Annotated in this window: 11 protein-coding genes and 4 pseudogenes; 6 read left to right on the top strand and 9 right to left on the bottom strand. The window is 75.0% G+C overall.

Annotation, left to right across the window (positions count from 1 at the left end):
* Positions 1-28: 28 nt before the first annotated feature.
* Together ACQEVS_RS03110 and ACQEVS_RS03115 are read right to left on the bottom strand one after the other, a co-directional pair.
* Positions 29-6,001 (bottom strand): annotated as a pseudogene (locus tag ACQEVS_RS03110) (type I polyketide synthase); the annotation flags it as partial.
* Positions 6,002-6,198: 197 nt separating this feature from the next.
* Positions 6,199-8,292 (bottom strand): annotated as a pseudogene (locus tag ACQEVS_RS03115) (acyltransferase domain-containing protein); the annotation flags it as partial.
* Between the two features lie 680 nt (positions 8,293-8,972).
* On the opposite strand from ACQEVS_RS03115, the gene ACQEVS_RS03120 reads away from it, so the two are divergent.
* Entirely contained in the window at positions 8,973-9,782 is an 810-nt protein-coding gene (locus ACQEVS_RS03120) for an AfsR/SARP family transcriptional regulator (RefSeq protein ID WP_433014838.1), read from the top strand.
* 86 nt (positions 9,783-9,868) lie between these two features.
* Here ACQEVS_RS03120 and ACQEVS_RS03125 read toward each other — a convergent pair whose 3' ends face one another.
* Positions 9,869-10,594: an SDR family oxidoreductase gene (locus tag ACQEVS_RS03125; protein ID WP_433014841.1), complete on the bottom strand. Its 726-nt coding sequence runs from the start codon at positions 10,592-10,594 to the stop codon at positions 9,869-9,871.
* Positions 10,595-10,652: 58 nt separating this feature from the next.
* On the opposite strand from ACQEVS_RS03125, the gene ACQEVS_RS03130 reads away from it, so the two are divergent.
* On the top strand, positions 10,653-11,048 hold the full coding sequence (locus ACQEVS_RS03130) for a MerR family DNA-binding transcriptional regulator (RefSeq protein ID WP_433014844.1): 396 nt from the start codon (positions 10,653-10,655) through the stop codon (positions 11,046-11,048).
* Between the two features lie 362 nt (positions 11,049-11,410).
* On the top strand, positions 11,411-11,911 hold the full coding sequence (locus ACQEVS_RS03135; RefSeq protein ID WP_433014847.1) for an NUDIX domain-containing protein: 501 nt from the start codon (positions 11,411-11,413) through the stop codon (positions 11,909-11,911).
* A gap of 36 nt (positions 11,912-11,947) precedes the next feature.
* Here the strand turns inward: ACQEVS_RS03135 and ACQEVS_RS03140 are convergent, their stop codons facing one another.
* On the bottom strand, positions 11,948-12,550 hold the full coding sequence (locus tag ACQEVS_RS03140) for an HD domain-containing protein (protein WP_433014850.1): 603 nt from the start codon (positions 12,548-12,550) through the stop codon (positions 11,948-11,950).
* 235 nt (positions 12,551-12,785) lie between these two features.
* Between ACQEVS_RS03140 and ACQEVS_RS03145 the strand changes: the two are divergent.
* Positions 12,786-14,173: pseudogene (locus ACQEVS_RS03145) on the top strand (CAP domain-containing protein).
* Positions 14,174-14,311: 138 nt separating this feature from the next.
* Here the strand turns inward: ACQEVS_RS03145 and ACQEVS_RS03150 are convergent.
* On the bottom strand, positions 14,312-15,250 hold the full coding sequence (locus ACQEVS_RS03150) for an NADP-dependent oxidoreductase (protein WP_433014853.1): 939 nt from the start codon (positions 15,248-15,250) through the stop codon (positions 14,312-14,314).
* A 121-nt stretch (positions 15,251-15,371) separates the two neighbouring features.
* Here ACQEVS_RS03150 and ACQEVS_RS03155 point away from each other — a divergent pair, with 121 nt between their 5' ends.
* On the top strand, positions 15,372-16,352 hold the full coding sequence (locus ACQEVS_RS03155; RefSeq protein WP_433014856.1) for a GlxA family transcriptional regulator: 981 nt from the start codon (positions 15,372-15,374) through the stop codon (positions 16,350-16,352).
* A 74-nt stretch (positions 16,353-16,426) separates the two neighbouring features.
* Here ACQEVS_RS03155 and ACQEVS_RS03160 read toward each other — a convergent pair whose 3' ends face one another.
* Positions 16,427-16,606, bottom strand: a complete 180-nt coding sequence (locus ACQEVS_RS03160) for a hypothetical protein (RefSeq protein ID WP_433014859.1) — start codon at positions 16,604-16,606, stop codon at positions 16,427-16,429.
* Between the two features lie 663 nt (positions 16,607-17,269).
* Here ACQEVS_RS03160 and ACQEVS_RS03165 point away from each other — a divergent pair.
* Positions 17,270-18,847, top strand: a complete 1,578-nt coding sequence (locus ACQEVS_RS03165; protein ID WP_433014862.1) for a BTAD domain-containing putative transcriptional regulator — start codon at positions 17,270-17,272, stop codon at positions 18,845-18,847.
* Between the two features lie 63 nt (positions 18,848-18,910).
* Here the strand turns inward: ACQEVS_RS03165 and ACQEVS_RS03170 are convergent.
* The 3 genes and pseudogenes from ACQEVS_RS03170 to ACQEVS_RS03180 all read right to left on the bottom strand — a co-directional run.
* Positions 18,911-20,044, bottom strand: a pseudogene (locus ACQEVS_RS03170) (MalY/PatB family protein); the annotation flags it as partial.
* Entirely contained in the window at positions 20,041-20,472 is a 432-nt protein-coding gene (locus ACQEVS_RS03175) for a GFA family protein (RefSeq protein ID WP_433014865.1), read from the bottom strand. The gene ACQEVS_RS03175 and the pseudogene ACQEVS_RS03170, both read right to left, overlap by 4 nt.
* On the bottom strand, positions 20,462-21,418 hold the full coding sequence (locus ACQEVS_RS03180; RefSeq protein ID WP_433014868.1) for a 2OG-Fe dioxygenase family protein: 957 nt from the start codon (positions 21,416-21,418) through the stop codon (positions 20,462-20,464). Before ACQEVS_RS03180 ends, ACQEVS_RS03175 begins: the two co-directional genes overlap by 11 nt.
* Between the last annotated feature and the right edge of the window lie 187 nt (positions 21,419-21,605).

Below are 21,605 nucleotides of genomic sequence, written 5' to 3' on the forward strand. Positions count from 1 at the left end.
GTTGGTCGGCAAGTCGGTCGTCAGCAGGTCAGTTGTCACCGAGCGCCACCCGTACGAGACTCTGGAGGTCCATGCTGTCCAGGTCGGCCGTGTCGCTCTCGCCGTCGGACGCGTCGGCGGCTTCACCGACGGGCACGCCGGCGGCCTCGGCGAGCCGCAGCAGCTCCGGCAGCAGTCCGGCGTTCCGGAAGCGGTCCAGCGGGACGGCCGCGAGGGCGCGGCGGAACTCCCGCTCGTCGGGCAGGGTTTCGGGCGTACCGTCGGCGGGGCCGTCGGCCGGGCGGAGTTCCGCGTGCAGGTAGCGGCCGACCGCGGCCGGGGTGGGGTGGTCGAAGATCAGGGTGGGGGGCAGCCTGCGGCCGGCGGCGGCGCCGAGCCGGTTGCGGAACTCCAGGGCGGTGAGGGAGTCGAGGCCGAGTTCCAGGAAGCCGCGGTCGAGGTCGAGGGTGTGCGGCGCGGCGTGGCCGAGGACGTCGGCGAGCCGGCCGCGGACGAGTTCGAGGAGGACGCGTTCGCGTTCGGCGTCGGGGAGCCCGGCGAGCCGCTGTTCCAGGAGCTCTTCCCGGACCGTCTCGGCGGGCCGCCGGGCGGGGGCCCGGACGAGGCCGCGCAGCAGGACGGGGACCTCGGCCCGGGACCGGGCGCCGGCGGTGTCCAGCCGGGCGGGCACGAGCAGGGCGCGGCCCTCGTCCCCGCCGGCCGCGACGGCGGCGTCGAAGAGGGCGAGGCCCTGGTCGACGGCCATGGGCAGCAGCCCGGCGCGGCTCAGCCGGCGGACGTCGGCGTCGTCCAGGTGGCCGGTCATGCCGCTCGCCTCCGCCCACAGGCCCCAGGCGAGGGAGAGGGCGGGCAGGCCGTGGGCGCGCCGGTGGTGGGCGAGGGCGTCCAGGAAGGTGTTGGCGGCCGCGTAGTTGGCCTGCCCCGCGGTGCCGAGGAGCCCCGCGGCGGAGGAGAACAGCACGAAGGCGTCGAGCTTCTGATCCTTCGTCAGTTCGTGGAGGTGCCAGGCGGCGTCCGCCTTGGGGCGGGTGACGGCGTCCAGGCGGTCGGGTGTCAGGGAGGCGACGACGCCGTCGTCCAGGACGCCCGCGAGGTGCACGACGGCGGTCAGCGGCGGCTCGGCGGCGGCCACGACCTTGGCCAGGGCGTCCCGGTCGGCCGCGTCGCAGGCCGTCACGGTCACCCGGGCGCCCAGCGCTGCCAGTCGGTCCCTGAGTTCCGCGGCGCCTTCGGCGTCGGGGCCGCGCCGGCTGACGAGGAGCAGGTCGCGGACGCCGTGGGCGGTGACCAGGTGGCGGGCGAGCGTCCCGCCGAGGAGGCCGGTGCCGCCGGTGAGGAGGACGGTGCCCCCGCCACCGAAGCCGGGCGCGCCGTCGGCCGCGACGGCCCGCGCCAGCCGGGGCACCCGTATCCCGCCCGCGCGGACGGCGAGTTGGGGCTCGTCGTCGGCGGCCAGCGCACGCAGCAGGGCCGGGGCGGCGGCCGGACCGGTGCCGTCGGTGTCCAGCAGGGCGAGGCGGCCGGGGTTCTCGGTCTGCGCCGAGCGGACCAGGCCCCAGACGGGCGCGTGCGCCAGATCGGGGACGTCCTCGTCGGGGGCGGTGGCGACCGCGCCCCGGGTGAGCAGGACCAGGCGGGAGGCGGCGAACCGCTCGTCGGCCAGCCAGGACCGCACCAGGTGCAGGGCCTGGTGCCCGGCCGTACGCGCCACCCCGGCGGCGTCGTCGCGCTCCGGCGCGCCGGGCGCGGGGAGCAGCGGGACGAGGACGACGCGGGGTGCCGGGGCGCCGTCGGCGACGGCCCGGGTGAGGGCCGCGAGGTCCGGGTGGGCGGTGGCACGGGCGCCGGCGGCGGTCAGGGTGCCGGCGAGGGCGTCGGCCCCGGGCCCGGCCACGGCGAGGGGCGCGGCGGGGGCCGGCGCGGCGTCGGGCAGGGCGGTCCAGGTGAGTTCGTGGAGCGGCGGGCGGGTGCCCCGCGCGGCGGCGCGCAGTTGCTCCGGGGTGACGGGCCGGAGGGTCAGCGAGGCGACGCGGGCGGCCGGGCGGCCGGTGGCGTCGGTCGCCTCCAGGGACAGGGTGTCGGTCCCGGTGCGGGAGAGGCGGACGCGGAGCGTGGTGGCCCCGGCGGCGGTCGCCGTCACGCCCGTCCAGGCGAAGGGCAGCCGCACACCGTCGGTGCCGTCGAGCAGGCTCGCGTGCAGGGCGGCGTCGAGGAGCGCGGGGTGGACGGCGTAGGCGCCGGCGTCCCCGTGCGCGTCCTCGGGGAGCCGGACCTCGGCGAGGAGCTCGTCGCCGTGCCGCCAGGCGGCGGCCAGTCCCTGGAAGACGGGCCCGTACTCGAACCCGATGGCGGCGAGCCGGTCGTAGGCGCCGTCCAGGTCGACGGGGGTGGCACCGGGCGGCGGCCAGGCGGCGGGAAGGGGGGCCGGGGCGGGGCCCGCGGGGACGTGGGAGCCGGCGGCGTCCCGAGTCCTCGGCTCCCCGGTGCCGTCCGCGGCCGGGTCGGGCGTACCGGCGGGGTGTCGCGGGGAGGCAGCGGCGGGAGCGCCGGCGCCGTCGCGGTTCCACGGCTGCCCGGTGCCGTCGGCGGCCGGACCGGCAGCGCCGGAAGGCTCCCCGGCGGGGGCGAGCACGCCGGTGGCGTTGCGCGTCCACGCCTCCCCCGACTCCCCCGCCTCTCCCGTCTCGTCGGGTGCGCCGGAGGCACCGGGCTCCGGACGGGAGTGGACGGTGACGGGCCGACGGCCGTGTTCGTCCGGCTCTCCCGCCCTGATCTGGACGGTCACCGCCGCGTCCGCCGGGTCCGCCGGGAGGACCAGGGGAGCCTCCAGCGTCAGTTCCTCGACGGAGTCGCAGCCGCTGGCGGCACCCGCCCGCAGGGCCAGTTCCACGAGGGCGGTGCCGGGGAGCAGGACGGTGCCCCGGACGGCGTGGTCGGCGAGCCAGGGGTGGGCGGCGAGGGAGAGCCGGCCGGTGAGGACCGTCTCGTCGCCGCCCGCGAGGGCGAGGCCGGCGCCGAGCAGGGGGTGACCGGCGTCGGCGAGTCCGGCCTCCCGGAGGTCGCCGGCGGGCCGGGGCGCGGTGGCCCAGAACCGCTCGCCGCGGAACGGGTACGTGGGCAGCCCGGGGGTGAAGCGGCGGGCGTGCTCGGGGAACAGCCCGGCCCAGTCCACCGGCAGCCCGCGGGTGTACGCCTCGGCGAGCGAGGTGAGGAAGCGGCGCGGGCCGCCCTCGTCCCGGCGCAGCGAGCCGGTGACGACGGCCGGGTGCCCGGCCTCCTCGGCGGTCTCCTCGACGCTCACGGTGAGGACGGGGTGCGGGCCGCACTCGACGAACGCGTGCCGGCCGCGCGCGGCGAGTTCCCGGACGACGGGCGCGAACCGCACGGTGGTCCGCAGGTTGGTGTACCAGTACGCGGCGTCGAGCCGGGCGGTGTCGGTGACCTCGCCGGTGACGGTGGAGTGGAAGGGGACGGTCCCGGTGCGGGGCCGGAGGTCCGCCAGGTCGGCGAGGATCCGGTCGCGGATGCGCTCGACCTGGGCGGAGTGGGAGGCGTAGTCGACGGGGATGCGCCGCGCGCGGATCCCCCGCTCCTCGCAGCGGGCCGACAGGTCGTCCAGGGCGGCGGGTTCGCCGGAGACGACGGTCGATACCGGCCCGTTGAGGGCGGCCACCGACACCCGCCCGTCGTACGCGGCGATGAGCTCGGCGGTGGCGTCGGCACCGAGGGAGACGGCCACCATGCCGCCGTCGCCCGCCAGTTCCTCGCGGATGACCCGGGAGCGCAGGGCGACGACGCGGGCGCCGTCCTCCAGGGACAGGCCGCCGGCGACGCAGGCGGCGGCGATCTCGCCCTGGGAGTGCCCGACGACGGCGACCGGCTCCACGCCCGCCGACCGCCACATCCCGGCCAGCGAGACCATGACCGCCCACAGAACGGGCTGGACGACGTCCACCCGGTCGAGGCCGGGGGCTCCGGGCCGCTGCCGCAGCACGTCGGTCAGCGACCAGTCGACGAACGGATCGAGCGCGCGTTCACAGGCGGCGATCCCGTCGGCGAACTCCGCGCTGCCGTCGAGGAGTTCGACGGCCATGCCGGCCCACTGCGAGCCCTGTCCGGGGAACACGAACACGGCCCCGGCGAGCGGCGCGGCCGTGCCGGTGACGGCCTCGGGGACCTCCTCGCCCCGGGCGACGGCCTCCAGGCCGCGCAGCAGTTCGTCACGGCTGTCGCCGACGACCACCGCGCGGTGCGCGAACGCCGACCGGCCGGCCGCCAGCGACCAGCCGACCGCCGCCGGTTCGTCGTCCGGGGCGCCGGCCGCGAGGCGCCCGGCCTGCTCCCGCAGGGCCTCCGGGGTACGGGCGGAGACGACCCACGGCACGACGCGCGGGCCGGAGTCGGCGGTCGCCGGCGTCCCGTCCTCCGGGGCCTGCTCGACGATGAGGTGGGCGTTGGTGCCACTGATGCCGAAGCCCGACACGCCCGCGCGCCGCGGCCGGCCGCCCTCCGGCCAGGGCCGCTCCTCGGTCAGCACCCGCACCGCGCCCGTCGACCAGTCGACGCCCGGCGACGGCTCGTCGACGTGCAGGGTGCGCGGCAGGACGCCGTGCCGGAGGGCCATCACCATCTTGATGACGCCGGCGACGCCGGCCGCCGCCTGGGTGTGCCCGAGGTTGGACTTGAGCGAGCCGAGCCACAACGGCCGGTCACCGGGGCGTCCTTGGCCGTAGGTGGCGAGCAGCGCCTCCGCCTCGATCGGGTCGCCGAGCTTCGTCCCCGTCCCGTGCGCCTCGACCGCGTCGACCTCGTCGGCGGCCAGTCCCGCGTCGGCGAGGGCTTCCCGGACGACGCGCTGCTGGGCGCGTCCGCTGGGCGCGGTGAGGCCGTTGGAGGCGCCGTCCTGGTTGACGGCGGAGCCGCGGATGACGGCGAGCACGGGGTGGCCGTTGCGGCGCGCCTCGGAGAGGGGTTCCAGCAGCAGGAGTCCGACACCCTCGCCCCACGCCGTGCCGTCCGCCGCCGCGGCGAACGCCTTGCACCGCCCGTCGGGGGCCAGCCCGCGCTGCCTGCTGAACTGGACGAACAGGCCGGGCGCCGACATCACCGTCGCCCCGCCGGCCAGGGCGAGCGAGCACTCGCCGCGCCGCAGGGACTGGCAGGCGAGGTGCAGGGCGACCAGCGACGACGAGCAGGCGGTGTCCACGGTGAGGGCGGGCCCGTCGAGGCCGAGCACGTACGACAGGCGCCCGGAGAGGACGCTGCCCTCGGTGCCGGTGAGGAGGTGGCCCTCGATGCCCTCGGCCGGTTCGTACAGGCGGGGGCCGTACTCCTGCCGCATGGCGCCGACGAACACGCCGGTCGCGGAGGAGCGCAGCCCGGCCGGGTCGATCCCGGCGCGTTCGCACGCCTCCCAGGCGGTTTCCAGCAGCAGCCGCTGCTGCGGCTCCATGGCCAGCGCCTCGCGGGGACTGATGCCGAAGAAGTCGGCGTCGAAGCGGTCGGCGTCGTGCAGGAACGATCCGTGCCGGACGTAGGTGGTGCCGGGCCGGTCCGGGTCGGGGTGCTGGAGGGAGCCGAGGTCCCAGCCGCGTCCGGTGGGGAACTCCGAGCGGGTCTCCCGGCCTTCCGCGACCAGCCGCCACAGGTCCTCGGGCGTGCGGACGCCTCCGGGGAAGCGGCAGCCGATCCCGACGACGGCGATGGGCTCGTCGGCGGCCGTACGCCCGGCGGCCCGGCGGGCGGTGACGGGCCCGGGGCGCGGGTCGAGCAGCAGCGCGCGCAGGTGCTCGGCGAGGGCCGCGGGCGTCGGGTGGTCGTAGAGCAGGCCGGTGGGCAGCGGGAGTCCGGTGGCGTCCCGGAGCCGGTTGCGGAGCACGACACCGGCGGCCGAGTCGAGGCCGAGTTCGCGGAAGGTGCGGTCGTCCGCGGCGCCGGGCCCGGTGCCGCCGAGGAGGGCGGACGTGTGGGTCCGCACCAACTCCTCCAGTTCGCGCCGCTGTTCGGGTACGGGCAGGGGGCGAGGCGGCGGGCGAGGCCGGGCCCGGAGGCCGGTGCGGGGTCGGCGCACCGGAAGGGGTACGAGGGGAGTTCCACGCGCCGCGCTCCGGCGAGGGCGGGCAGCGCCGACCAGTCCGCGTCCACGCCGTGCGCGTGGAGTTCGGCGAGGGCGGCGAGGAAGCGGCCGGGCCCGCCGTGGTCCCGGCGCAGCGTCTCCACGACGACGGCGTCGGCGCCCGCTCCGGCGTCGTCGAGCGTGTCCTGGAGACCGACGGTGAGGACGGGGTGCGGGGAGACCTCGGCGAACGCCCGGCGGCCGTCCCGGACGAGCGCGCGGGCCGCCGCGTCGAAGCGGATCGGCTCGGTGATGTTGCGGCACCAGTAGGCGCCGTCCAGCTCACGGGTGTCGAGGCGGTCGCCGGTGAGGGAGGAGTAGAAGGGGATGCGGGACGGGCCCGGGGTGATGTCCCGCAGGTCGGCGAGCAACCGCTCGTGCTGCGACCGCAGCAGGGGTGAGTGGGCGGCGAGTCCGTTGCTCAGCTTGCGGGCGCGGACGCCGGCCGCCGTGAGCTCGTCGAGCAGCTCGGCGACGGCCTGGCGCTCCCCGGAGACCAGGGTGGCGCGCGGGCCGTTGGCGCCGGCGGACACCAGCCGGTCGCCGAACCGGGCCAGCCGGGGCGCCAGTTCGTCCGGGGCCAGGAGGACGGAGGCCATGTCCCCGCGTCCGGCCAGGCGGGCCTGCGCCGCGCTCCAGGGCACGACGACGCGGGCCGCGTCCTCCAGGCTCAGCGCCCCGGCGACGTGCGCGGCGGCGATCTCGCCCAGGCTGGCGCCGACGACGGCGGCGGGCTCCACGCCGTGGGCGCGCCAGAGGGCGGCGAGGGAGACCATGACGGCGAACAGCACCGGCTGGACGACGTCCGCCCGCCCGGCGTCGGGGCCGCCGTCCGCGCCGCGCAGGACGTCCAGGAGGGACCAGCCGGTCAGCGGGTCGAGGACGGCGGCGCAGGCGTGCAGCCGGTCGCGGAACACCGGTGAACCGTCGAGGAGTTCACGTGCCATGCCGGACCACTGGGTGCCCTGCCCGGGGAAGACGAACACGGCCCGCCCGTCGTCCGTCCCGCCGGGCCGCGCCACCCCCCGGACGATCCGGGGGTCGCTGTCGCCCGCCGCCAGCGCGGCCAGGGCCCGCACGGCGTCGGCACGGTCGGCGACGAGCAGGACGGCGCGGTGCGGGAACAGCGGGCGGGTGGCGGCCAGCGACAGACCGATGTCGCCGAGCCCGGCCTCGGGGTGCTCCTCGACGTGCCGCGACAGCCTCCCGGCCTGGGCCCGTAGCACGCCTTCGCCGTGCGCGGAGACCGGCCAGGGGGTGAGGGTGGGGGCGGGCGGGCCCGTGACGGCCGTGGCGCCGTCCGCGGCTTCCGAGCGGCCCGCCTCGGCCGTCGCCGGCCCCGCGGTGCCCGGCGCCTCCAGCCGGACGTCGGCCACGGTCACGCCGTCCCGGTCGCCGCCGGTCACACCATCCGTGCCGGTCACGTTCGCATCGGTCACGCCGGTCAGCGCGGCGAGGAAGTCGGCGACGCGGGCGCCCCCCGCCTTCTCCTCCTCCGCGCCGGGCCCGGCCGACGGAAGCCCCTCCGCGATCCCGCCTCCGGCGGCGAGCCGCACCACGCGGTGGATCCGGTCCCCGTCCCGCGCCGCGTGCGCCCACGGCTTGAGGACGACGGCGAAGGCGCCGGACTCGGCGGACGAGCCGACGTGCGCGGCGCCGGCCACGGCGAGGGCGTGCCGGCCGGCGTTCAGTGCGCGCACCGCCCGGGCGACGGCGGTGCCGGGCTCCTCGGCCGGCGCCGACACGGCGCCGGGGCCGGTCAGGCGGAGAGCGGACGCGACGACGTCCGTCACCTCGCCGGACGGGACGGCACCGGGTCCGCCGTCGGGGGAATCCAGGAAAAGGGCGGCCGGTCCACCATGCGCGCCCGGCACGATCCCGGCGTTCTCCAGCGCGGCCCAGCCGAGTTCCGTCAGCAGCCGCCATTCCGCGCCGAGCCGGCCCGCCTCTTGCTCGGAAAGCCCGAAGAATTCCGCGTCGAACAACGCGGGGTCGCACCAGGAAACGGCGTGCGGAGCCGCCTCCCCGTCCATTCGGCCACCCGGCCCGTCGGCAAGCGTCCGCCGTATGTCCGCCGGGTCAAGGGCCCACGGCGTGCGGCCGGCCATTCCGACGACGGCCACCGCCTCGTCCGGGGCGAAGGGCGGTTCCGGCGCTAGGCGTTCGGAATTGCTCATCGGTCTGCTCCCCGTTACCCGGCTGCGCTCTCGGACGTGAATAGGCCGCGGCCCTTCACCGCTTTCTTTCCGGACTTCTCCGGACGACTCCGGGCACCCTAGCGCGGCCGTCTTGGGGGCGTCTTGAAGCCGTCTTGGATCGCTCTTGGACGGCGAACCGGTGACTCAGGAAACAAGAAAGCAACAATGGGGTTGACGGAATTACGGCGATGAAATACACCGCGTGTCGTCGGCGGCGTGAACCTTTTCCGAACAGGGGCCGACGGAAGCGTCGCGCCGACCGCCGGCCGGAAGACGCGGGACGGCTTTCCGGAAGGGGACCGACCGGAGGACCGGGGTCCGGCACCGCTGCCGGTTCCCGTGCGCCGCACCAGCGGTCTTGCGCCTCGCACGTGTTGTTCGTCACGTTTATCCGAGGTCGTTCCGTGTCAATGGGACCCGTCTCGTCGATCATGCCCGGAAGACACTGGTGCGCACGGAGGGGTCCTGTTGGATCATCTGCCGTCCGGGAACGAAAGCCCGGCTGCCCACGTCAGGCAAAAAGGGGCACACTTGGCGGCGGAGGTGCGAACGAACGTGCGCCTCCGATCGTCATGCGCGGAAACGGTATCGGAGCCGGCGGGGGCGACCATTCCCGGGTGCCGGCCGCCGTCAGGAGTCGTCACAGGAGGAAAGCGTCGATGTCCATAACTGCCGGGTTACAGATCAGCGTTCTGGGTCCGCTGGAGGTCCGGGCCGAAGGGCTGCCGGTGGACCTGGGGCCGGCCCGCCAACGCGCCGTACTGGCCGCCCTTTTGTTGACACCGGGTGAAGCGGTTACCACCGAACGGCTCACCGAGGCCGTATGGCCGCGCAACCCGCCCAGTGCCGTGATGACGACTCTGCACAGCTATGTGTCCAATCTGCGGAGGAAATTGGAACCAAGCAGTCCACCACGGTGCCGTAACCGGATTCTGCGCCGGGAGGCTTCCGGATACGTCCTCGCCGTGGAACCCGAACGCATCGATGTCTGCCGTTTCGAACAGCTGCTGCGCGACGGCCGCCGGCTGCTCCAGGAGGGCCGGCACCAGGCCGCCGCCCGCACCCTGGAGTCCTGCCTGGCCCTGTGGCGCGGCACGCCCTACCCGGAGATGTGCGACGACGCGCTGGGCACCCAGGCCGCGGCCCGCCTGGAGGAGCTGCGGCTGCTCGCCCTGGAGAGCCGCTGGGAGGCCGAACTCGCCCAGGAACAGGACTACTCCGTGATCGCCGCCGACCTGGCGACGCTCAGCATGAAGTTCCCGACCCGGGAGCGCCTGAGCTGGCTGCACATGCAGGCCCTCTACCGGGCGGGCCGCCAGGCGGAGGCCCTCAAGGTCTACCACCAGACGCGGCGCCTGCTGGCGGACGAGTACGGCGTCGACCCGTGCCCGGAGCTGCAGGACCTCTTCGGCTCCATCCTCCGGGGCGCGTCGGCCGCCGCCCGGGCACGCCCGGGCGCGATGCTCTAGGACCTGTTGCGACAGTGCGGTTGGGGAGTGGTGCCGAGCCCGGGACGTGGGTGAGGGCACCCACCTCCGTCCCGGGCGGCATCGGCTTACGGCTTGGCGGCGTCGTGCGCGGACAGCTGCGGATACAGAAGGGCCGGGTCCTCGCCGAGCCGGGACTTCCACTGGGCCGTCCGCCCGTCCGCCAGCACTTCGAGGGAACCGGCCTCAAGACCGTCCAGCGCCGCCCTGGAGATCACATCGGGGTCCGACTTCTCGTCCTCGACGCCGGCCATCATGTCGGTGTCGACACTGGCCATGGCCAGCGCCGTGACCTGGGTCCCCTGAGCGGCCAGTTCGTACCGGATGCCGTTGGTCAGCGCCCAGGCCGCGGCCTTGGACGCCCCATAGCTGTTGGAGTGCTCGTACGCCATCCACGCCATGACCGACAGCACGTTCAGCACGGCACCGCCGCCATTGGCGCTCAGGACCGGCGCGAAGGCACGCACCATGCGCAGGGTGCCGAAGAAGTTGGTCTCCATCTCCAGCCGGATGTCCTCCTCCGCGCCATCGGTGAGCCGAGCGAAGGTCGATACCCCGGCGTTGTTGACGAGCAGTGTCGTGTCGTCGGCCAAGGCCGCGGCCCGAGTCACCGACGCGTCGTCGGTGACGTCCAGCATCAACGGGACGACACCGGGCATCCGGGGGACGGCCTCCGGCCGGCGAGCGGCCGCATAGATCTTTTTGACGCCTCTGCGCCGCAACTCGGTGACGAAGCTGTGCCCGATACCACGGTTCGCGCCTGTGACCAGTGCGATCTCGTTTCGCATGTCCATGCCCGCTACGCTAAAACCTCACGCTGACGTGAGAGTCAAGTGTGGGAAGGACGGGGCGATGAAGATCGGAGAACTCGCGCAGCGGGCCGGCGTGAGCGTGCGCGCGTTGCGCTACTACGAGGAACAAGGTCTGCTCAGCCCGGAGCGCACACCGTCGGGACAGCGCCGCTACACCGAGGGCACCGTCGAGGTGGTGCGCCTGTTCCAGCAGTTCTACGCGGCCGGCCTCAGCAGCCGTTCCATCGCGACATTGCTGCCCTGCGTGAACAACGGGCACGTCACCGCCGCCCAGCGTCGAACGCTGCACGCCGAACGGGACCGCCTCGCGGCCAGAGTCGAGGAAATGACCCACACACTGCGCCGACTCGACCAGCTCATCACCGCCGCCGACCACCCTGGCGGGGCTGCTCACAGCCACTCGTCGAGGACCGCGACCAGCACGGTCGCTTCATAGCGGACGGCGAGCTTGACGTACCGAGTGGCGACGGCCCGGTGGTGCTTGTCAGACCCCAGCGTGCCAAGAGACTTGATAATCGACAAACAAGATTCACTTTCGCAACAGACCCTGGCGGCCGCCGCCGCGCACGGTCCGGGACGCGGGCGCCCACGCGGGGGCGCGTTGACGGCCCCCGCGCGCCGGGCGTAATCGGCCGTTTTCCCCAACTCGCCGTGCCGACAGTCGCGTTGCCCCATCCTGGAGCCCACACTTCCGGTCCACCGGCCTCCCGGCCTTCCGGACGTGCCGGACCTCCGGTCGACAGCCGAGAGCCGAGAGCCGAGAGCCGAGAGCCGAGAGTCGAAAGCGAAGGAGCTCAGGTGGGGAAACCGCGACTGCCGCTCGCCGAGTACGTCGCCGGCCTGCCCAAGGCGGCCGTGTACGGGGCGCTGTTCTTCACCGACACCGAGGACCGCCCGCTGCAGCTGCGGTCGTCGGTGACACAGGGGCTGTGGCAGTTCCCGGGCGGGGACATGGACCCCGGCGAGACCCCGTTCGGCACGGCCGTGCGGGAGTGCCGGGAGGAGACGGGCATCGTCTTCACCGGCCGCCCGCGGCTGCTCGCCGTGGACTTCGCCCCGCCGGGGCCGTGGCCGGTGGCGAAGACGGGGTTCGTCTTCGATGGCGGCCGGCTCGGCCGGGACGCCCTGTCCCGCATCGTCCTGGACCCCGGCGAGCACGACGCCTGGGAGGTGCGGCCGATGGACGACTGGGCCCGGACCATGGACAGCCGCTCGTGGCGGCGGCTCGCGGCCGTCAACCGGGCGCGGCGCACCGGCACCACGGTCTACCTGGAGAACGTCCCGGACCCCGCCTGCTGACCGCGCCGCCCCCGGCGGCCCGCCGGACGCGGGCCGTCAGCGGCGTACGTGCCCGTACCGGGCGGCGGGCCCGTCGAGTTCGGGCTCGCCGAACCGCTCCCGCAGCGCCCCGAACGCGGCGGCCTTGCCCGGCCCGAACATCCGGGCCAGGCCGGCGGCGTAGGTCTCGGCGGAGAGGAACGCCGGAGGATCGCTCTTGGTGTGGAACTTGTCGGCGTACATCACCAGTTGTTCCTCGACCGTCGACGCGACGTAGTCCGCCTCCGGCAGCGGCTGTTCCTGCCGCCGGATGTCGTCCCGGGTGATGCCCACGCCGATGTGGCACGAGCAGAACCGGCACAGCCGCTCCGGGAACCCCTCCCGGCGCAGGATCTCGTGCCCGATCACCCCGTGCCGGATGTACTCGCCGAGCCGCAGCCGGCCGTCCGCGTCGAACAGCTCGTAGGCACCGATGTCATGCAGCAGCGCCCCCGCCCGCACCAGCTCCGCGTCCGCCTCCGGCACCGCCTCGGCCCGCAGCCGCTCGGCGAGTTCCGCGACGACGCGGCAGTGGGTGTACACGAGCTCGAACGCCTCGGGGGTGGGCGCGTACTTCTCGTGGAGGGCGCGGATGTCGTCGGGCGTCGGCAGGGAGGACATCCTCGCAGCGTAACAATCCTGCGGAGGCGGAGCGACGGGCGCCGGGCGGCGCGCCGGGTGCGATGCCCCCGCGCGCCGGGCGGTACCGGAAGCCCCCGCACCGGCCGCTCGTCGCCGTACGGCCCCGGGAACCGCCCCGCCCCCACCCGGCGTTCTCAGAAGCGGGACGTAGGGGCCGGTACGGGTCCGGTGCGGGCGGCGTCCCGTTCCCCGTACGGCGAGGACGTGATGGCCGATGAGCACGCTGGTTCCCGGAGCCACCCTGGAGTTGCCCGACGGCGCCCTGACCGTGGAGGTGACGGGCCCCTACGACGTGTCGGTGCTGATCACCGGCGCGGACGGGAAGGTGGCCGGCGACGCCGACTTCGTCTTCTACAACCAGCCGTCGGCGCCCGGCGTCCGGCTCGGTTCCGGCCGGGTCGTGGTGGACCGGTCGGCCCTCCGCCCCGGGGCGAACCGGCTGACGGTCGTCGTCAGCCCCGAGGACCCCGCGGCCCGGCCGGCCGCGCTGCCCGTCCCGGGCCTGCGGGTCACCGGGCCGGGCGGCCGGGCCCTCGCCCGGTTCGCGCCGCCGCGGCCGACGGACGAGACGGTGCTGCTCCTCGCCGAGGTCTACCGCCGGGGTCCCGGCTGGAAGCTGCGTGCCCTGGGCCAGGGGTACGCGGACGGCCTGGCCGGCGTGGCACGGGACTTCGGCGTCGAGGTGGCGGACGAGCCCGGCTCCCCCACCGCGACGACCGCCTCCCCACCCGGCTCCCCCGCGACAACGGCCGTCCCCGCCCCCAGCACCCCCACTCCCGCCTCCCCGCCCCCACGGCCGCCGCAGGCCCCGCGCCCGACGACGCGCGCGCGTTCGCCGCGCTCGTCAACGTCGAGCGCGTCCGGGCCGGTGTGCCGCCGGTGGCCGCGGACGCGCGGCTCGCCGAGGCCGCGCGCCGGCATGCCGACGGCATGGCACGGCAGGGCCGGCTGGGAACCGAGGGCCCGTCCGGCATATCGGTGTTCCAGCAGGTCACGGCGTGCGGTTACGCGTACCTCGGGCTGGCGGAGCAGCTGGTGTCGGGGCCGCGGTCGCCCGCCGGGTTCCTGGAGTTCTGCCTGGGGGACGCCCGTTCGTCGGGTCCGGTGCGGGACCCCGCCCTCACGGCGGTCGGGCTGGCCCGCGCCGTGGACGGACGCTCGGGCGACACGTTCTGGACGGCGTTGTGGGCGCGGCCGTTCACGCCCGACGGCCTGGCGCGCACGGCCGCCGGCGTCCTCGCCCTCACCAACTCCCACCGGACCGCCGCCGGCCTGCGACCCCTCTCCGCCGACCCGCGGCTCACGGCCGCGGCCCAGGCGCACAGCGCGGACATGGCGGCGCGCGGCTACCACGCCCACGTCTCCCCGGACGGCGGCCGCCCCTGGGACCGCGCCGTCGCGGCGGGCTGCGTCCACCGTTCCATAGGCGAGAACATCGCGTGCGGCCAGCGCTCCCCCGCCGAGGTGGTCGAGGGCTGGATGAACAGTCCCGGCCACCGCGCCAACATCCTCACCCCGTCCTTCACCCACCTGGGCGCCGGCTTCGCGGGCGGCGGCCCGGCGGGCACCTACTGGACGCAGCTCTTCGGCGGCGCCGCCTGACCGGCCGTACGGCCGCGGGCGGCGAACTCCCCGCACGCCGAACCCGGGGGCCCGGTCCGCGACCGGCATCGCCACGCGTGGCGACAGCTCCACCACCACGTCAACCGGCCCGCCCTGCCCACGAGCGCCACCCGGGCCTCACCCGCCCACCGTGAGCACGATCTTCCCGGTGGTCCGTCCCGTCTCGGCCAGCGCGTGCGCCTCGGCGGCCCGCTCCAGGGGCAGCACCGTGTCGAGGACGGGCCGCAGCCGTCCGTCGGACGCCAGGGCCGCGACCTCGCGTATGCCCGCGCCGTCGGCCTCGACGGCCATGAAGGCGGCGCGGAGGCCGAGCGGTTCGGCCCGTCGCGCGAGGGCGGCCTCCTCGGGTGAGGCGAGGGAGACGACGATGCCGCCGGGGCGCAGGGTGCGCAGTGAACGGGGGCCGTACTCCCCGCCGATGGCGTCGATGACCACGTCCATGTCGCGGGCCTCGGCGGCGAAGTCGGCCTGGGTGTAGTCGATGAGCTCGTCGGCGCCGAGCTCGCGGAGGAGCGCGTGCTTGGCCGAGCGCGCGGTGCCGACGACGTACGCGCCGCGCGCCTTGGCGATCTGTACGGCGAGATGACCGACGCCGCCGGCCGCCGCGTGGATCAGCACCCGCTGCCCGGGGCGCACCCGGGCGACGTCGACCAGCGCCTGCCAGGCGGTCACCGCGGCGAGCGGCAGGGCCGCGGCCTCCTCGTGGGACAGCGCGGCCGGCTTGCGGACGAGCTGCCGGGCGGGCGCGGTGACGTACTCGGCGTAGGTGCCGGCCGGGAGCGGGTGGCGGGGCATGCCGAACACCTCGTCGCCGGGCTTGTGCACGGTGACGCCGATGCCGACGGCCTCGACGACGCCGGAGACGTCCCAGCCGAGCGGGACGGGCACGCCGTCGTCCCGGAGGCCGCCGGTGGCGCGGTGCCAGACGTCCGTGGGGTTGACGCTGGTGGCGTGCGTCCGGACCAGCACCTCGGCGGGGCCGGGCACGGGCCGCTCGGTCTCGACGACCTTGAGCACCTCCGGGCCGCCGAACGTGTCCTGGCGGATCGCGCGCATCTCACTTCTCCTGGGGTGGGGCGGGCGGCTCCCGGTCGGGCCGGCCTCGCACTGCCCAGATTTCCGCGCCGGAACGATCACGACGAGTGGCAGGAATGCCAGGTTGTGAAAAGATCTTGCCATGCATCGCGTCGTCGTCCTGGCCCTGGACGGGGTCTACCCCTTCGAAATGACCATCCCCGCAAGGATCTTCGGCACGGCGACGGGCCCGGACGGCGAGCCGCTGTACGAGGTCGTCACCTGCGGCCTGGACGCCCGTCCGGTACGCACGAGCGCCGACTTCTCCGTCGCCGTGGAGCACGGCCGCGAGGCCCTGCGGTCGGCGGACACCGTGGTGCTCCCGCCCTTCGCCTGCGGCCCCGAGGGGGACGTCGACTGGTTCCCCCGGGAGCTGGCCGAGGCGTTCGCCCTGCTGCGGCCGGACACCCGCGTCGTGTCTTTCTGTACCGCGTCGTACGTCCTGGCCGCGGCCGGCCTGCTCGACGGCCGGCCCGCGACCACGCACTGGACCGAGGCCGACCGCTTCCAGCGGGCGTTCCCCCGCGTCCGGGTCGACGCGAACGTCCTGTTCGTGGACGATGGCCGGGTGCTCACCGCCGCCGGCGTGGCGGCCGGCGTCGACCTGTGCCTGCACCTCGTCCGCAAGGACCACGGGAGCGAGACGGCCAACCGGGTCGCCCGGCTGTGCGTGGTGCCGCCCTGGCGCGAGGGCGGCCAGGCCCAGTACATCGAACGCCCGGTACCGGAACCGGCCGCGGCCTCGACCGCCGCGGTCCGCGCCTGGGCCGCCGCACGGCTGCACCTGCCGCTGTCCCTCGCGGAGCTGGCCCGGCAGGCGGGCATGAGCACCCGCACGTTCTGCCGCCGGTTCCGCGAGGAGGTGGGCATGCCGCCCGGGCAGTGGCTCACCCAGCAGCGCGTCCGGCACGCGCGCCGGCTGCTGGAGACCACCGATCTGCCGGTGGACCGGATCGCCGCCGCGTCCGGTCTCGGCACCGGCGCCTCCCTCCGCCGGCACCTGTCCGCCGAGGCGGGGGTGTCCCCGGCGGCCTACCGCCGGACGTTCCGGGCGCTGGCCGGGGCGGGCGCGCGGGAAGCCTGAGAAGCAAACCATCACCGCGATCCGGCATTTGAGGCATCCATGTCGTGACGCTGCGTCACCGTCCGCTCACCGCTTCAGCGCGGCGGGCGCCGCCGGACGAGGATGCGGAGGGTGGCCCGGGCGTCCCGGCGGCGCTGGGGGCTGCGGGCGGCGACCGACGCGACGACGACCGCCAGCAAGGTGACGGCGCCCGTGAGTCCCGTGGCGGCGGCCAGCACGGCCGCGCTGTTCAATGCGGGGGATAGCAGGGACATGGCAGAACCTCCTGGGCGGACGGCCCGATGGTCCGGGTCACCGGTCCGTGCTCCCTCGGGAACCCCTACGCCGGATTTCCAGCGACCTCCGGGCGATTGAGGAGCCCGTCGTTACGCTGATACGAAGCATCGGAAAAAGTGTCCGGCGAAGTCTCGCGTCACGTACGGCGCGAACGGATTCACCACGCGGATGGCGGAACGTTCGTGCCTCACCGGCACACTGACGGGCCTCCGCGGGGAATAGGAGGGAGGGGAAGGGCCGGAAAGGACCCGTCCGTCACCTCCGTCGGCATAGAGCCGAAAACCGCCGGAAAGGCACGTTCGCGACCACCGCGAGAACGACTTCGCCGCGCAGCCCTTCGAATCGCTCGCGTACTTGAGCGAAGGCACATGGAATCAGCGGCGGGCGCACCGCCGATGAGCGTGCGGGCCGGACGCTTTCCGTCGCCCGGTTCAAGTCGCCTGCCCGTTCGCCCGGTTCCCTTCCCGCGGGAGGTGCCACCCCCGAAGTCCCGTGCGCGGCCGCCCGCCTCCGCCGGAGGACGCTTCCCTTCCGCTCACCTCTGGGCATCGGACGTCCCATATGCCAAGATCACCCGACGAAGAGACGCATGTCGCGAAGGACCGGCATGCGGCCGAGCACTGCTCCGGGAACGGTGACCCATGTCCGTGCAGATGGCGACAGGGCTCGCGGCCCATGACGAGGAAGCCGGTTTCCGGGAACGGGCCGCGGGGGACGGCACGGCCGCGCTGCGGCTGCGGGTCCTCGGGCCGATGTCGGCCCAGTACGACGGCGTCGAGCGGGCCCTGGGCCCGCGGCGCCACCGCGCGCTGCTGGCCCTGCTCCTGGTCCGGCTCGGCAGGGTCGTGCCCACCGGAGTGCTCGTCGACGACCTGTGGGGCTACGCTCCCCCGCGCCGCGCCGTGGCCACCCTGCAGTCCTACGTCTGCCATCTCCGCCGCGCGCTGGACTCCCCGGCCGGCCGCACCGGCCCGTCCCCGCTGCACTACCGCGCACCCGGTTACGTCCTGCGGCTGGCCCCGGAACAGGTGGACGTCCAGCGCTTCGAACTGACCGTGGCCGCCGGCAACCGGCTGCTGGAGCGCCGGAACCTGCCCGGCGCCCGCCAGGTCTTCACGGAGGCACTCGGCCTCTGGCAGGGCTCCCCCTACCAGGAGTTCGAGGAGATCGGGGCGCTGGCCGACGAGAGCGGGCGGCTGGAGCAGATACGTCTGACGGCCGTGGAAGGGCTGGCCGAGGCCCGGCTGGGGCTCGGCGAGGAGGCCGTCGTCGCCGCCGAACTCGCCCCCGAGGCACGGCGGCACCCCACCCGCGAGCGGCTGGTCGGCCACCTGATGACCGCGCTGTCCGCGCTCGGGCGGCAGGCCGAGGCGCTGCGCGTGCACGAACGGACCCGGGCCTGCCTCGCCGAGGAGTTCGGCGTGGACATCGGCGTCGAGCTGCGGCGCGTCCACGCGGCCGTCCTGCGGCAGGAACCACTGGAGAGACCGCCCGCACCACCGGCGTCCCGCATCTCCTCGGCCCCCTCCGCCGGCCCCGCACTGCTCCTCGACCCGAGTCCCTGGCCGCCGGAGGCGTGGCCCGCCGGCACCGCCCCGCGCGTCCCGGGCGAACTCCGCGTCGCCACCCTCCAGTCGATCAGCATCGGCGTCATCCCGCCCGCGCTGCGCGTCTGGTACCAGCAGAACCCGGCCTCACAGGTCGTCCTCACCGAGTACATGAACGCCGCCGAACTCCAGGCGGCCGTCACCTCCGGAGCGGCCGACGTGGCCGTCGGCCCGCTCCCCGACTCATGGCCGCACCCGGTACGCCTGCTGGGCACCGAGGAGTTCGCCATCGTCCTGCCGCCCGACGACCCGGTCGCCGCCGCCTCGGGCGCCCGGATGCCGTTCACCGCCCTGCGCGACCGTGCCTGGGTGCGGCTGGCGCCCCGCAACGGGCTCGCCCGGTTCCTCGACGAGGGCTGCGCCGCGGCCGGTTTCCACCCGCGGACGGCGATGCTCACCGAGCTGAGCGCAGCCGCCCCGATGCTCACGCACTCCGGGCTGGGCCCCGCCCTCATCCCCGCGAACATGGTCCCCCGGCACTTCGCCGGCCGTGTGATCCTCCCCGATCCGCCCATCCGCCGCACCCTGGCCGCCTACGCGAACGGCCCGCTCGACGCGGTGGCCGCCTCCTTCGTGGAGACCCTCGCCGCCCGGGCCAGCGTCGGTCCGTGACGCCGCCGCGCCGGTCCCGCCCCGCCGGTACGCGGTGACGGCCGCGGCCATCCGCTCCACGACCCGGGTCAGGATCGCCTCCGTGGTGGCGAAGTTGATCCGGACGAACCCCTCGCCCGCCGTGCCGCAGTCGCGCCCGTCGACGAGCGTCACCCCGGCCCGGTCCGCGAAGAACCCCGCGAGGTCCGCCTCGGGCAGACCGAGGCCGCGGAGGTCGGCCCAGCCGAGGTATGTGCCCTCGGGCGGGACGTATCCCGCCTCCGGCAGGTGCGCGGCCAGCAGGTCGCCGAGCAGCCGCCGGTTGCGGTCCAGCCGGGCGAGCACCGCGTCCAGCCACGGGCGCCCCTCCCGGTAGGCGGCGACGGCGGCCACCGCGCCCAGGGTGGCCGTCCCGTCGGTGGCCAGCCGGCCGAGCCGGGCCCACCGCTCCCGGTCGGCGTCGTTGTGGAGCAGCATCTGGGCGCACTTCAGGCCGGCGAGGTTCCACGCCTTGGACGCCGAGGTGGCCGTCAGGGTGTGCAGCGCGGCGGCCTCCGACAGGGAGGCGTACGGGGTGTGCCGCCGCCCGGCGAGCACCAGCGGGGAGTGCACCTCGTCGGAGAAAACGCACCCATGATGAGCCGTCACCAGTGCGCATACAGCGCGGAGTTCGGCGGTCTCCATGACGCGGCCCGTCGGGTTGTGCGGGTTGCACAGCAGGAGCAGGTGCCCTCCGGCGGCGAAGGCGGCGTCCAGCGCGTCGAGGTCGAGGACGTACGGGCCGCCGGCCGCCCGGCCCATGGGGACCTGGAGGACGTCGCGGCCCAGCAGGCGCGGGACGACCAGGAACGGCGTGTAGGCGGGCACCGGCACGATCACCGGGGAGCCGGGGCGGGAGAAGTGCTCGACGGCGACGTGCAGCGCCCGGACCACGTCGGGCAGCAGCCGGACGTCGTCGCCGGACACGTCCCAGCCGTGGCTCTCCCGCTGCCAGTCGGCGCAGGCCGCGCCCGCCTCGGCCGCCAGGGACGGGGTGAGGTAGCCGAGCACGTCCCGGCCGACGGCGGCGCGCAGTGCGGCGAGGACCGGCGGGGCGGTGCCGTAGTCGGTCTCGGCGGCGCAGACGCCGAGACCGTCCGGTCCGGCCGTCTCCCACTTGAGCCGGCCGAGACGGCGGAACGCGTCCGCGTCGGCCCCGGCCGCGTACCGGACGCTCATTCGGTCAGGACGTGCTGTCCGGCGGCCATGCTCGCCTCCCAGTTCCGCCCGTCGAACTCCACGAACTCGATATGCTCGGCGGCCTCCAGGTCCAGGCAGCGCGCGTTGACGCTGAAGTACCCGGTGGGGTGCGAGCGGGGGCGGTAGAAGGGCATGATGCCGCAGACCGCGCAGAAGGTGTGGTCCGCGATCCGGTTGCCGAACCGGTACGGCTTGAGGAACTCCTGCCCCCGGTGCAGGGCGAACCGCTCCTCCGGGACCATCAGTTCCTGGTGTCCGGACTTGTAGCAGATGCCGCAGTTGCACAGGGTGATGGTGAGGTTGCGGCTGGCGGCGGCGGAGAACGCCACGCCGCCGCAGTGGCAGGAGCCCTCGTACCAGACGCGCTCGATCTCCGCCTCGGGCGTGGCGTCGTGGTCAGCCGGCACGGTGGTCCACCCCCGCCAGGGCGCGCCCGCCCGCGGCCGCGGCCAGGTCGTCGAGCGAGGGCAGGGCCGTGGTCATCGGCAGGTCGAGGTGCGGGCGCAGCGAGTCGTGCGCGTGCGAGACGTGCCCCGGCCCGGCGGGCTTGCGGGTGAAGAAGATCAGCATGTCGCGGGTGGCGGGCCGTTCGGGGTCGACGGCGATCACGGGCGAGACGCTGTGCTTCCGCTCGTGATCGACGAGGAGGAGGGTGTCGAGGAAGTGACGGTGCCGCTCCTCGCCGAGCAGCAGGCCGGGGTCGGCCTCGTGCCAGCGGGCGGCGTTGGCCTCGCGCATGTCGTGGATGAACGTCGCCGCGCTGTCGTCGGTCATATTGGTGCTGCCGAGCAGGGTGGTCATGGTGTGGTCCACGCCGTCGCTGTGCACGCCCTCCAGCGCCGGTTCGCCCCGGAGCCGGGCGTCGGTGACGGTCCGCAGGTTGAACAGGGTGCAGATCCACTGCGGCGACGCGTAGTCGAGGAACGGCCGGTGGGCCATCCGGACGTCCTCGATCACCAGGAACTTGAAGGCGAGCAGCGCCTGGAAGGCGGTGTTCTGCTGGAGGTCGTCGCGCACCTCCTCGAAGACCCGCAGTTCGCCCGAGTCGTGCCGGACGAAGTCCTCCTCCTTGGAGAGGACGAACGGCTGGAACTCCAGCCGGCGTGCCCGCCGGTCCACCGGGTCGAGGCAGAACCGGCCGTTGCGGGACTTCCGGAACGGCAGGGTGGGGTCGTCCCGCAGGCCGTCGCTCACGTGTTTAAGCCGTTCCAGGTCCGCGTCGGAGGCGCCCAGGAACCGGAGGATCCCCGTCATCCGCGCGCCCTCGACGAATACCGCCCGGTCGCGTACGTACCGGGATCTGACGTCCGCTATTTCGGAGACGGCGTCGACTGTGAATTCCGAGGTTGTCACTCGACCTCCATGGTGATGGGTCGGACGAGGGCAGGCCGTCACCATGACCGCGGCCCCGCATTCCGCGGTCAACGTAGGGAGGGCGGGAATGCCGTGTCAAGTGCCGGGAATTTCCTTACTGTTATCGGGAAGGCCCGTCGAAGGACGTCGGCGGGGGACGTCGACGCCGCGTCCACATCGCGTTGAC

It is taken from the genome of Streptomyces sp. CA-181903 (assembly GCF_050937075.1).
In the GTDB taxonomy this organism is placed as follows: Bacteria; Actinomycetota; Actinomycetes; order Streptomycetales; family Streptomycetaceae; genus Streptomyces.